The sequence below is a fragment of the Melioribacteraceae bacterium 4301-Me genome, from assembly GCA_041538185.1.
GTDB lineage: Bacteria > Bacteroidota > Ignavibacteria > Ignavibacteriales > Melioribacteraceae > Pyranulibacter > Pyranulibacter aquaticus.
The window spans coordinates 543,034-555,437 of sequence record JBGORM010000001.1; the positions used below are offsets into that span (position 1 = coordinate 543,034).

Here is a 12,404-nt window from a genome sequence, read left to right on the forward strand (position 1 = left end):
CCATCAGCCCGTTTAATTTTAATTTATGGATAGAGTAAGAATTTTTTATTTGATCTGTTCGCTTCCAATTTTAGCTTCTTGTTCTGCATCAAAACAAACAGAAGAGACAAAGCAAAATGAACAGGATAATATCTATGTTTTTAATAACCCGGTTGTTCCTGATTCAACGTTTCAACAAAGTAATACAAATAGTAAGCAGTTAGATGCACTTAAACATACATATTATGTTCAAGTGGGTGCGTTTTCTACCAAAGAACGAGCCGAAAAATTTATTCAAGAAAATAAGAATCGAATTAATATGGAAATGAAAGTAACGTTTAACTCTGCAGTTCAGCTTTTTGTTGTTCGACTGTCGCCTTTTTTTTCACGGGAAGAAGCAGAAAGTTTTCGAAATAAAATTAGAAATATTGATAGTTTTAAAGATGCTTTTATTGTGACCGAAGGTGACAAATAAATTTAAGTGTCAAGTCTTTTACTGCTACTTTCATAAAAAACTTAAGTATTTTGATTAAACAATTTGGTAATTTTATAAGGATATTAAATTGTACCAAAATTCATTTTATAAGAATAATTTTTACTTATTAGATGATTATAAATACGTCTGTTTGACGAGATTGACAAAGACGCAATTTCTCTTGCAATTTTATAAATTAATTCTCATCTTGAAAATGTATTTCAAATAATAGGAGGAGTAGCCTTGGCTCTTTCATTAAATAAAGTTATGTTAATTGGTAACCTTGGCAACGATGCCGAGACAAGATTTACCCCAAATAATGTTAGTGTTACTACTTTTTCATTAGCCACAAATCGTAGCTACAAAGGAAAAGATGGTAACTGGGTAAATGAAACTACATGGCATAATATAGTCTGTTATAATTTACCCGATTCTTTAAAAGAACTGCTGAAGAAAGGGAAAAAATTTTATATTGAAGGCCGTATTTCAAAAAGGGATTACACTGATAAAGATAAAATTAAGAGGTATTTCACCGAAATCATCTCGGAACGATTAATCCCTCTTGATAGTAAAGATGTTGCTTCAGAAAATATTCAGACGTACGAGCAAGAGGGCGATGTCGATGTGGAAGCAACTGATGCAGATAATGATTTACCTTTTTAGAAATTTGTTAAACAATTAGAGGACCAAATTTTTAGTTGGATAATGATTGGCTTATTAGAGTGATTTTATTAATCATTCTAATATTGTTTTCTGCTTTGTTTTCAGGCTCCGAAGTAGCCTTATTTTCCTTAAGTCAAAAAGATGTAAAAGAGTTTTTAAGGACAAATAAAATAGTTGGCAAGTATATACTTAATCTATTAGAATACCCCCGTAGACTACTTGTAAATATTCTATTAGGCAATACAATTGTAAATGTTTCTGCTTCGATAATAGCAGTAAGTATTGCACTTGATGCTGCAAAAATCTTAAACTTATCTGTAGGATTTGTTTTAACAATTCAAATAGTTTTGTTAACCACTATTATTTTACTTTTTGGTGAATTAACACCCAAGATTTGGGCTACAAAAAAGCCTTTGCAATTTGCTAAAGTTGTTGCAGTACCGCTTTATTGGATTGGCATAATTTTTTACCCTATTTCAAAAATATTGACTGATTCACTCAGATTGTTGGTTTCCAAAATTAATTTTGATAAATCTAAAACTGCAATTAAAATAATGGAATTGCCGGAATTAGCCGATTTAGGAGTGGAACGCGGGACGATTAAAAAAGGCGAGCATGAATTAATTCATGGCCTGGTTGAATTTAAAACTGTTTCTGTCCGCGAAGTAATGACCCCGCGCGTCGATATAACAGCAGTACCCGTAAACGCCTCATTTGACGAAGTTATGAATGCTATCGTAAAATCTGGGCATAGCCGTATTCCTTTATATCAAGATAACTTAGACAAAATTATTGGCGTTATTTACGCAAAGGATTTACTGCCATTTTTGAAAAATGATATACTTAGGAAAAATTTTTCTACTCTGAAAATTTATCGCGAAACTTTATTTGTGCCAGAGACTAAATTAATCAGCAATTTATTACACGAGTTTCAACAGAAAAACATGCATATCGGTATTGTTGTTGATGAATATGGCGGTACCTCAGGCTTAGTCTCAATGGAAGATATCTTGGAAGAAATAATCGGTGAAATTAGAGATGAATATGATAAAGATGAAAAAGAAATATATAAAATTGATGATGATAACTATATCGTTGTCGGTAAAGTTGGCATTGAGCAGCTTAATGAATTATTAAACAGCAATTTTTCTTCCGAAAACGATGACTATGACACAGTTGCTGGATTTATTTACTATCACGCAGGCAACATACCACATGTTGGATATCAGTTCGATTATAATGGTTATAAATTTACTGTCAAAGAAGTAGTGGGTAAAAGAATAAAGAAAATACAAATAGAAAAAGTAAAATTAGAGTAACAACTAAAAATTATGAACATTGCTGATGTTGCTTATGCCTTAGAAGTTTTTTGCCTTTACGCTGATCAATTTTTAGAATTTTTCTAAAGTAAGTCTAATGAGAAAAGGATGCTTTTTTACAAGTATTGCCTTAGTGACTGTAGCTATTGGTGCAGGCTCGTATATAATAAAAAAGTACGGAGAAAATTTTTTAACTTTCGGTAAAGAAAAAATTATGGATAAGGCAATAGAAGATTTTAATGATTATCTAAGCAAAAAAATAAATGATAAATCAATGAAAGATTCTGTCTTGACAATAGTCAAAGATTATGAAAATAAAATCAAAGACGACAAATTTGACCTGGCTATGAAAAAAATTGGTGATGTGATCGACAAAGTAAAAGTCTTTGCTTCAGATGACGTTATCGATTCAACTGAAATTAGTGAACTAAAAAAAATAACAGGATATGATGAAAGAAGAACAAAGGACTGAAATAAAAGTTGGAATTACAGTTCTAATCGGAATAATAATTTTTATTTGGGTTTTTAGCTGGGCTAAAAATATTTCAATTAATTCTGAGAAGAAAAATTTGAATATAATATTCGACTCAGTAGCTGGGTTAGAAAATGGCGATGTGGTTACTGTTAATGGCGTACGACAAGGCTACGTTGATAAAATTAACAATCAAGGTAATTTAGTTTTAGTTAATGTGAAATTAAATCCAAATGTAGATTTAAGAAAAGATGCAACTTTCTCCATTATGATGTTAGACTTGATGGGCGGCAAAAAAATTGAAATAAATCCGGGCATATCTAATGAAAAATTAGATTACTCAATATCCCACCGAGGTAAATTTATTGGTGATATATCTACAGCAATGTCAATGCTTAGTTCAGTCCAAAGTGATTTAGTTGATGTAATAAGAGAAGTAAAAGTTACATTGAAAAATACTAATGAGTTGTTAGGAAATAAAAATTTTAGCAATGATATTAAAGTTTCTGTAAACAATCTTAACAGACTTACAAAAGAAATATCTGATCTAATTATTTCAAACAGAGAAAACATACACAACTTAATTTTGGAAACGGAAAAGACCGCATCTTCTTTCAATAACTTTTATGAAAAAAATCAAAATATTTTCAACGAGACATTAGACCAAACTAAAAAGGCAATATCTTCTTCCAATGAATTGCTAAAGAAGCTAAATACTTTTTTTGATGAGACTAAAGAACAAAAAAATAATATTGGTAAAGTAATTTATAACCAGAAATTGATTGATGATTTACAGATAAATTTAGAACAGCTTAAAGAACTTACTAGGATTCTTATTGAACAACTTAAAGGCAAGGGTATTAATGTTGATGCAAATATTTTTTAGTGTTATTATTTCTTTTAGTTTGTATTTGACAACTTAGAAGGTTAATCAATGGTATTAGGTGTGGGAATTGATATAATAGAAATTGACAGAATTAAAAGAAGCGTAGAAAAGTATGGTGAACAGTTCCTTCACAAAATTTTCACAGAGACTGAAATAAGTTATTCCTTGACTAAAGCAAATAAATATCAGCATTTAGCTGCTCGGTTTGCTGCTAAGGAGGCAATTGCTAAAGCTTTGGCGACGGGATGGGGTGACGGTTTTAAATGGAAAGATATTGAAATTTTTAATGAGAAAAACGGCATGCCAAAAGTTAAACTTGCTGGTAAATTGGCTGCTTTTGTTGGTAAAGAAAAATCACTTAAAATTACAATGAGCCACTCTGATAACTACGTCGCATGTTTTGCTATATTATACCAAGAAAACATAGCAATATGAGCTTAAAAAGCTTATTAGGAATGAATTCTTTACCTTTAACATTTTCCATTACAAATCCATTTTTCCATTAAAAAATTCTTAACCTTCTTCTCAGTTTAATATGTTATTAGAAATTTTAAGTGAAAAAATTATTTCTAATGCTATATATTTGCATAGTAAATTAAGATGGATTGTCTAATAATTTAGAAAGGATTAAAAGGTGAAAGAAAATCGTGTTGTTGTAGCAATGAGCGGTGGTGTTGATTCATCTGTGGCAGCAGCTTTGCTAAAAATGCAAGGGTTTGATGTAATTGGTATTACTATGAAAACATGGGGATTTATGGAAGTTGGAGGTGCACCAAAACATGAATCAGGTTGCTGCTCTTTAGATGCAATTTTTGACGCTAAAAATGTTGCTGACAAGCTTGATTTTCCACACTACACATTGGACTTTACAAAAGCTTTTGAAAACACTGTAATTGAAAATTTTGTGGATGAATACATTGCCGGCAGAACACCTAATCCCTGCGTTATTTGTAACAAAAAAATTAAATGGGAAGAGTTGTTAAAAAAAGCTGATTCGTTAGATGCAAAATTCGTTGCAACAGGTCATTATGCTGTTGTTGAATTTAATAATGAAACGGGTCGTTACTGCATAAAAAATTCAGCTGATAACAAAAAAGACCAAACTTACGCGCTTTGGGGGTTGAGTCAAGAAAGTTTAAGCAGAACTATTTTCCCATTGGGAAATTATAATAAGTCCCAAGTTAGGCAATTAGCTGAAGAGTTTAATCTTAAGACAGCAGCAAAACCAGATAGCCAAGAAATTTGTTTTGTTGCAGATAACAACTACGAAAGATTTTTAAGAGAAAGAATTCCTGAAACTATTGAAAAAATAGGAGGCGGTGATTTTGTTTATCATGGTAAAATTGTGGGTAAACATAGAGGCATACCTTTTTATACAATAGGACAGAGAAGAGGGCTCGGCGTTTCTTTTGGCAAACCAGTTTATGTGAAGAATATTGATATCAAAAAAAATATTGTTGAACTTGGTGACAAAGATGAACTACTTAACTCTTTCGCTTTAGCTTCTGGGGTTAATTACGTCAGCAAATCTATTCTTAATGAAGGCGAAGTAGTTTATGCAAAAATCCGTTATTCAGATAAAGCTACACCTGCGCAAGTAGTATTTGCTAATCAAAATAATTTGAAGGTAAAATTTATTGAGCCTAAATCCGCTGTTACACCTGGACAGTCATTAGTTTTATATGATAACAGCGGTTATTTGTTGGCGGGGGGTACGATAACTTCTGAGAACTAAGAAAAAGACTTTTCTAATTCATCAATATTTACGATATTTGCAGCAAAATTATTGTAATTTATAACTAAAGGAGAAAGGTCTTCGAACAGAAGTATGGTACAAACGGTTCTCTTAATGCTAAGGTTTTACTATTAAATCAAAGTTATGAGCCTCTTACAATTTGCAATGTAAAAAAGGCAATTGTATTAATGGTCCTTGGCAAAGCTGAACTAGTAGCAAATAATGACCACAAAAAAGTTAGATCAGTTAAAGTTTCCTATCCTTGGCCAAGTGTAATTCGACTTAACGAATATGTTAGACTTCCTTTTCAAAAAATAATTCTCACACGAAGAAACATCCTTAAAAGAGATGGTCACAGATGTGCTTATTGCGGAAGGGGCGATTTACCTTTAACTATTGACCATATAATACCAAAATCTAAAGGCGGAGATGAAAGCTGGGAAAATCTTGTTGCAGCTTGTATTGTATGCAACAATAAAAAAGGTGACAGAACACCAGAAGAAGCAAACATGAAACTGTTAATTAAACCTTACACGCCAAATCATATTATGTTTATTAGAAATTATGTTGGAAAAATTGAAGAAACGTGGAAACCATTCCTATTTCACTAATATCATTTGTATACAGTCCTATTTATTATGCAGAAATTACATTACAATGCCACAAAGCAAACTATTTAAGTTACATAAGATAAAAGAAGACTTTTTAACCATTCAGTTCAAAAAAATCCAACAAATCCAAATTTTTCGTTATCTTTGCCTCAATTAAAATTGTCTAACTCTCAAAAATAAAGTGGAAAAATGCCTAAAAAAAGAATTCTTAGCGGAATGCGTCCAACAGGTAAACTTCACCTCGGTAATTATGTCGGTGCTTTAGAAAATTGGATTAAACTTCAAGACGATTATGAAAGTTATTTTTTAATTGCAGATTATCATGTTCTTACAACAGATTTATCAACCGAGAAAATATATAGTAATTCTATCGAAATGTTAATTGACTGGCTATCAGCAGGTTTAGATCCTGTAAAAGCGCCTATGTTTAGGCAATCGCAAATAAAACAGCATACAGAATTATTCTTAATTTTTTCAATGTTAATAACTAAAGCTAGACTTGAAAGAAATCCAACTTTAAAAGAGCAAGTACGCGATTTAAACATAGAAAACATAATTTATGGACATCTTGGCTACCCGGTCTTACAAGCAGTTGACATTCTTCTCTACAAAGGTGAATTAGTTCCTGTAGGAGAAGACCAATTACCTCATATCGAAATTACACGTGAAATTGCAAGAAAATTTAATTCTCAATATTGTCTTAATAATCCAATATTTCCTGAGCCTGAAGGATTAATTACAGAATTTGCTCGATTGCCCGGATTAGATGGTAAGAGAATGAGCAAATCATTGGGTAATACAATTTATCTTTCTGACGGACCTGATGTTGTGAAAAGTAAATTGCGTAAAGCAGTTACAGACCCATTAAAAGTTAGAAAGAACGATCCTGGTAGACCAGAGATTTGTCTTGTGTTTACATATCACAAAAAATTTAATCCTTCAGAAACACCACAAATTGAAAAAGATTGCCGCAGCGGCGTGCTTGGTTGTGTAGATTGCAAATTAAAATGTTCTGAAAAAATTAACTCCATACTTGAACCAATTCTACAAAAAAGAAAGTACTACGAAAGTAATTTAGATGAAGTAAAAAATATTTTACTCGATAGTGAAAAACGAGCCAGAGTAATTGCAACTGAAACAATGGAAGAAGTTCACACACAAATGAAACTAGGCTGAACTATGTATAAAATTCGATTACAGGAATTTGAAGGACCTTTGGATTTATTGCTGTTTTTTATTAAAAGAGATGAACTGAACATTTACGATATTCCTATTTCTAAAATTACTAAAGAGTTTATGGAATATTTACACATGCTGCAAGAATTGGATTTGGAAACTGTAGGTGATTTTATCCTAATGGCTGCTACACTAATGCAAATTAAAGTAAAAATGCTGCTGCCAAGAGAAATTGATGATAAAGGAGAGGAAATTGACCCAAGAGCTGATTTAGTTAGGGCATTGTTAGAATATAAGCGCTATAAAGAAGTTTCAGAAGAAATGAGTTTATTAGAAGCTAATCAAAGAAAAATTGCTTTTAGAGGTAATTTCAATGCTGACTTAAAAGAAAAACCCAGCGATTTGAATGTGCTGCTGAAGAATATAACATTGTATGATCTGATAAAAGCTTATAAACATGCTTTAATGAACATGCCTGAACAAACCGTTCACGAAATTCAAAAGCTTAATGTAACTATAGAAGAACAAATTGAATATATATCGCAAAAAATTAATCAAAGAAATGAGATTACATTTATTGAGCTAATTAAGGATTTTAAAGAAAAAATTCGTGTAATAGTTACCTTTATTGCAATGCTTGAAATGGTTAAAATGGGACAAATTGGACTTCGCGAATCAAACAAGTTTAACGATTTTATTATTTATGGGCTAAACAATGGATAGTATTTATAAGTCAATTATAGAAGCATTGATTTTTGCTTCCGACGAACCAATCGCAGCTAACGATATAATAAAAGTTATTAAAGAAATTGACGGTCAAGATATTGAAATCACAATTGATGATATTGAGGCAACTATTAATGAACTTAATCTAAAATATCAGAATAATGAAAACTCTTTTAATATCCTGAAAATTGCAGAGGGATACGTCTTTGGTACTAAACAAGAATATGCTAAATACTTGGGCTACCTTACCACCGAAAAAAATAAAAGAAGATTAAGTCAAGCTGCTTTAGAAACTTTGGCTATTATAGCGTATAAACAACCTATTACAAAACCTGAAATTGAATCTATCAGAGGTGTTAATTCAGATTACATGATTAATACACTGTTAGAAAAAAATTTAATAACAATAAAAGGCAGGTCAGAAACAGTAGGCAGACCATTGCTTTATGTTACCACAAAAGAATTTTTAAAGTATTTTGGACTCAATACCATTAACGACCTTCCTAAACCGCGCGAAATTGAAGAGATAATGAAAGATGAAGATTTTCTTGAACAAAAAAGAAAAATAATGATGAATGGTATTGAAGAAAGTTTAGAAACTGAAATTGAAGATGAAACAGAATCAGGAAATGAAGATACGCTTGAATAGGTTCCTTTCAGAATGTGGCTTGGGCTCACGCAGAAAAGTTGAGGAATTAATTAAAACAGGACGCATTGAGGTAAACAATAATATTGTGACTGACCTTACTGTAAAAATCAATCCCCAAATTGATAAAGTTAAATATGATGGTGAATTGCTTAGACCGCAAAAAAAAGTATACTACTTATTGAACAAACCAAAAGGATTTGTGACAACGTTGAACGACGAAAAAAAAAGAAAAACTGTAATTGAACTCATTAACACTAATAAACGAATTTTTCCTGTGGGAAGGTTAGATTACAACACCACAGGTGTTTTGCTGCTGACTAACGATGGTCAGTTGACAAATTTTTTATTGCATCCTCGTAATAAAATAGAACGAGAATACGTTGTAGTAATTAATAAACCATTACATGAAAAAGATAGTGCTAGATTACTTAAAGGAATTTTTTTAGACGGGAGAAAAAGTTTTTTTTTAGCTTTAGAGTATATTAAAAAGGGCAATAAAATTTTAAAGGTAACAACTAATGAAGGCAGATATCATTTTGTTAAAAGAATGTTTCAAGCTTTAGGATACAATGTAGTTGAACTAAGAAGAATTAGATTTGGTCCGTTTAATCTAAGCGGTCTTAAAATTGGTGAATATCGAGAAATTTCTGAAACAGAATTAAAAAAACTTGTTAACTATGAGAAGTTTATATAGGACAATTATTACTATAATATTACTGTTTACCTCTGTAGCAGAAGCACAAAAAGATTCATCGATTGTTAGGTCCAAGCAAACTGCAAATGCTTTAATTGAATTAAGAGAGCAGCTCGACGATTTATTTAATGATCCAAATTTTAGCGATGCAAATTGGGGAGTGGTAATTAAATCATTAAAAACCGGTGAAATACTGTACAAAAAGAATCCGGATAAATTATTTTATCCTGCATCAGATATGAAATTGTTCACTACGTCGGCTGCTTTGCTTTTGTTAGGCTCTAATTATAAATACATCACGCAATTATTTACAAATGGTGAATTGAAAGATTCAACATTAAATGGTGATTTAATTTTAGTGGGAAGTGGAGATCCCACAATATCAAACCGTTTTACAGGTGGTTCCAGTACAAAAATTTTTGAGGATTGGGCAGATACTCTCCTGTCAAAAGGTATTAAATATATTAATGGGAACTTAGTTGGCGATAACAGCGCATTTGACAATGTAGGCCTTGGTAAAGGTTGGCCGTGGGATAATCTTTCGGATTGGTTTTCAGCTCCATCTTCAGCAATTAGTTTTAATGACAACACAGTTGAAATTGATGTCTTTCCATCGGAAGTAAATTTCCCTGCTAAAGTTTCAATTGACCCAAATACAAGCTATGTGAAAATTATACCTAAAGTAATAACTGTCGCTGGTAACGATAAAACTAAAATTCAGGTAACAAGACAGCAAGGAACGGGCCTAATTACCGTAGCAGGCAAAATTAATGTTCAAGAAGATAAATATATTTATCATGTTGCAATAGAAGACCCTGTTATGTATACGCTTACTGTACTAAAAGAAACCTTTGAAAAGAAGGGCATTAGTATTAATGGGTATATTACCGATATAAAAAATTTTCATAAACGAATATCCTATGATAATTTGTTGCCGCTTATAAAGCATTTTTCAGTGCCTGTTTATGAAATGATTAAAGAGACAAATAAAAACAGTAATAATTTTTATGCAGAACAATTATTAAAAACAATTGGCTTAGAGCTGTTTAACTACGGTTCAACAGAAAATGGCGTTAAAGCTTGCAATGAATTATTTAAAAATATGGGTATTAATCCGGATAATATGGTTATGGCCGATGGTTCGGGTTTATCAAGACTAAATCTTGTTACTCCTCGACAAATAGTCAATCTACTCAGTTACATGTATAAAACAAATGAATTCGAAAAATTTTATGCTTCATTACCAATAGCCGGTGTTGATGGTACTCTTGTTAACAGAATGAGAAAAACAAATGCTGAAAATAATGTTCGTGCTAAAGGAGGGTATAATATTGCAACCTCGTCGTTATCGGGTTATCTGCGAACTACTGCCGGTGAACCAATTGCTTTTTCAATGATAGTTAATAATTACCTTGTACCTACAACTTTGGCTATTTATGTACAAGACAACGCGTGTCAAAGATTAATTAATTTTAATAGGAATTAACCTCTGGAGGTAAATTGGAAAATACTAACCAAATTCAAGATTTGAACACTCTAATACAGCGCCGTTTAGAAGAGTTAGAACAATTGTATAAACTGGGTATTCAGCCTTATTCTTATAGCTTTGATGTTGACTCTTATTCTTTAACAATCAAAGAGAATTATGATAAATATGAAGGGAAAGATGTTAAAATTGCCGGGAGAATTATGGCTATTAGGCGTATGGGGAAAGCCTCTTTTGCTCATATTCAAGATAAAGAGGGAAGAATTCAAATTTATTTAAAAAAAGATGACTTAGGAGAAAATTACGAAGTATTCAAATTATTGGATATTGGTGATTTCATAGGAATTTCAGGATATGTATTTAAGACAAAAACCGGCGAAATTTCAGTCCACACAAAAAATTTAACAGTCCTTGCAAAATCAATTAGACCAATTCCCATTGCAAAAGAAGCAATTGACGAATCGGGTAATAAAATAATTTATGACCAATTCGCAGATAAAGAACTTCGATATCGTCAGAGATACGTTGATTTAATAGTTAATCCAGATGTAAGAAAAGTTTTTATAACGCGTTCTAAGATTATAAGTCAAATTAGAAAGTTTCTTGATTCGAAAGGATTAATTGAAGTTGAGACGCCAATACTACAACCACTTTATGGCGGTGCTGCTGCTCGTCCTTTTATTACTCATCATAACTCTCTTGATATTGACCTATATTTAAGAATAGCTGATGAATTATACCTAAAAAGACTTATTGTTGGCGGCTTTGATGCTGTTTACGAAATTTCTAAGGATTTTCGTAATGAGGGAATGGACCGTACTCACAACCCAGAATTTACTATGCTGGAATTATACGTCGCCTACAAAGATTACTACTGGATGATGGATTTTGTTGAAGAAATGTTTTTAAATATTTGTACTGATGTTTTTGGTACAACACAATTTGTGATTGAAGACAAAAAGATTGATTTTCGGTCACCGTGGAAAAGAATTTTTATGGTTGATGAAATTCAAAAAGCTACTGGGTTGAACGTAATGGATGCAAGTCAAGAAGTTCTAAAAAATTATTTAAAGGAAAACGGAATTAAATTAGATGGTGGAGAAAATAAAGGTAAGCTGATTGATGAAATTTTTGAATTTGCGGTTCAGCCTCATCTAATTCAGCCAACTTTTGTAATCGATTATCCATTAGAAATTTCACCACTTGCCAAAAAGCACCGTTCTAAAGCTGGCTTGGTTGAAAGATTTGAAGCATTTGTATTGGGCAGAGAGATATGTAATGCTTTTAGCGAACTTAATGATCCAATAGACCAAAAAAATCGTTTTATTGAACAATCAAAATTAAGGGAAGAAGGAGATGAAGAAGCTCATCAAATAGATGAAGATTTTATACGTGCTTTAGAATATGGAATGCCCCCTACAGCAGGTCTTGGCGTTGGAATAGACAGACTTGTAATGCTTCTTACAAATCAGCCTTCAATAAGGGATGTGATTCTATTCCCGCAAATGAAACCAGAAAAGTAGTAACTAAAGA

General features: G+C 31.8%; 14 protein-coding genes. All 14 read left to right on the plus strand.

What is annotated here, in order from left to right; all coding sequences use genetic code 11:
- Positions 1-25 precede the first annotated feature (25 nt).
- Positions 26-454, plus strand: a complete 429-nt coding sequence (locus tag ABRY23_02305) for an SPOR domain-containing protein (protein MFA3781881.1) — start codon at positions 26-28, stop codon at positions 452-454.
- A 243-nt stretch (positions 455-697) separates the two neighbouring features.
- The gene (locus tag ABRY23_02310) at positions 698-1,117 is read left to right on the plus strand and encodes a single-stranded DNA-binding protein (protein ID MFA3781882.1); all 420 of its coding nucleotides are present in this window, start codon (positions 698-700) and stop codon (positions 1,115-1,117) included.
- Between the two features lie 35 nt (positions 1,118-1,152).
- Positions 1,153-2,436 (plus strand): hemolysin family protein, encoded by a 1,284-nt coding sequence (locus ABRY23_02315; protein ID MFA3781883.1) that lies wholly within the window; start codon positions 1,153-1,155, stop codon positions 2,434-2,436.
- Positions 2,437-2,533: 97 nt separating this feature from the next.
- Positions 2,534-2,908: a hypothetical protein gene (locus ABRY23_02320; protein ID MFA3781884.1), complete on the plus strand. Its 375-nt coding sequence runs from the start codon at positions 2,534-2,536 to the stop codon at positions 2,906-2,908.
- Positions 2,883-3,794, plus strand: coding sequence for an MlaD family protein (locus ABRY23_02325; GenBank protein ID MFA3781885.1), 912 nt, complete (start codon positions 2,883-2,885; stop codon positions 3,792-3,794). Before ABRY23_02320 ends, ABRY23_02325 begins: the two co-directional genes overlap by 26 nt.
- A 48-nt stretch (positions 3,795-3,842) precedes the next feature.
- Positions 3,843-4,229 (plus strand): holo-ACP synthase, encoded by a 387-nt coding sequence (gene acpS / locus ABRY23_02330; protein ID MFA3781886.1) that lies wholly within the window; start codon positions 3,843-3,845, stop codon positions 4,227-4,229.
- A 199-nt stretch (positions 4,230-4,428) separates the two neighbouring features.
- The gene (gene mnmA, locus ABRY23_02335) at positions 4,429-5,529 is read left to right on the plus strand and encodes a tRNA 2-thiouridine(34) synthase MnmA (GenBank protein ID MFA3781887.1); all 1,101 of its coding nucleotides are present in this window, start codon (positions 4,429-4,431) and stop codon (positions 5,527-5,529) included.
- A gap of 188 nt (positions 5,530-5,717) precedes the next feature.
- Positions 5,718-6,140, plus strand: a complete 423-nt coding sequence (locus tag ABRY23_02340) for an HNH endonuclease (GenBank protein MFA3781888.1) — start codon at positions 5,718-5,720, stop codon at positions 6,138-6,140.
- A gap of 189 nt (positions 6,141-6,329) precedes the next feature.
- Positions 6,330-7,316, plus strand: a complete 987-nt coding sequence (gene trpS, locus ABRY23_02345) for a tryptophan--tRNA ligase (protein ID MFA3781889.1) — start codon at positions 6,330-6,332, stop codon at positions 7,314-7,316.
- 3 nt (positions 7,317-7,319) lie between these two features.
- The gene (locus ABRY23_02350) at positions 7,320-8,039 is read left to right on the plus strand and encodes a ScpA family protein (GenBank protein MFA3781890.1); all 720 of its coding nucleotides are present in this window, start codon (positions 7,320-7,322) and stop codon (positions 8,037-8,039) included.
- The gene (gene scpB / locus ABRY23_02355; protein ID MFA3781891.1) at positions 8,032-8,691 is read left to right on the plus strand and encodes an SMC-Scp complex subunit ScpB; all 660 of its coding nucleotides are present in this window, start codon (positions 8,032-8,034) and stop codon (positions 8,689-8,691) included. The genes ABRY23_02350 and scpB overlap by 8 nt, the downstream gene beginning before the upstream one ends.
- Entirely contained in the window at positions 8,684-9,385 is a 702-nt protein-coding gene (locus ABRY23_02360; protein MFA3781892.1) for a pseudouridine synthase, read from the plus strand. The genes scpB and ABRY23_02360 overlap by 8 nt, the downstream gene beginning before the upstream one ends.
- Positions 9,369-10,871: a D-alanyl-D-alanine carboxypeptidase/D-alanyl-D-alanine-endopeptidase gene (gene dacB / locus ABRY23_02365; protein MFA3781893.1), complete on the plus strand. Its 1,503-nt coding sequence runs from the start codon at positions 9,369-9,371 to the stop codon at positions 10,869-10,871. Before ABRY23_02360 ends, dacB begins: the two co-directional genes overlap by 17 nt.
- A gap of 14 nt (positions 10,872-10,885) precedes the next feature.
- Entirely contained in the window at positions 10,886-12,394 is a 1,509-nt protein-coding gene (gene lysS / locus ABRY23_02370) for a lysine--tRNA ligase (protein MFA3781894.1), read from the plus strand.
- Positions 12,395-12,404 lie beyond the last annotated feature (10 nt).

What these genes read in the sequence shown, in the direction of transcription:
- ABRY23_02305 (MFA3781881.1), top strand. Translation starts at nt 26, where the DNA reads ATGGATAGAGTAAGAATTTTTTATTTGATCTGTTCGCTTCCAATTTTA.
- ABRY23_02320 (MFA3781884.1), top strand. Translation starts at nt 2,534, where the DNA reads ATGAGAAAAGGATGCTTTTTTACAAGTATTGCCTTAGTGACTGTAGCT.
- ABRY23_02325 (MFA3781885.1), top strand. Translation starts at nt 2,883, where the DNA reads ATGATGAAAGAAGAACAAAGGACTGAAATAAAAGTTGGAATTACAGTT.
- acpS (MFA3781886.1), top strand. Translation starts at nt 3,843, where the DNA reads ATGGTATTAGGTGTGGGAATTGATATAATAGAAATTGACAGAATTAAA.
- ABRY23_02340 (MFA3781888.1), top strand. Translation starts at nt 5,718, where the DNA reads ATGGTCCTTGGCAAAGCTGAACTAGTAGCAAATAATGACCACAAAAAA.
- trpS (MFA3781889.1), top strand. Translation starts at nt 6,330, where the DNA reads ATGCCTAAAAAAAGAATTCTTAGCGGAATGCGTCCAACAGGTAAACTT.
- ABRY23_02350 (MFA3781890.1), top strand. Translation starts at nt 7,320, where the DNA reads ATGTATAAAATTCGATTACAGGAATTTGAAGGACCTTTGGATTTATTG.
- scpB (MFA3781891.1), top strand. Translation starts at nt 8,032, where the DNA reads ATGGATAGTATTTATAAGTCAATTATAGAAGCATTGATTTTTGCTTCC.
- dacB (MFA3781893.1), top strand. Translation starts at nt 9,369, where the DNA reads ATGAGAAGTTTATATAGGACAATTATTACTATAATATTACTGTTTACC.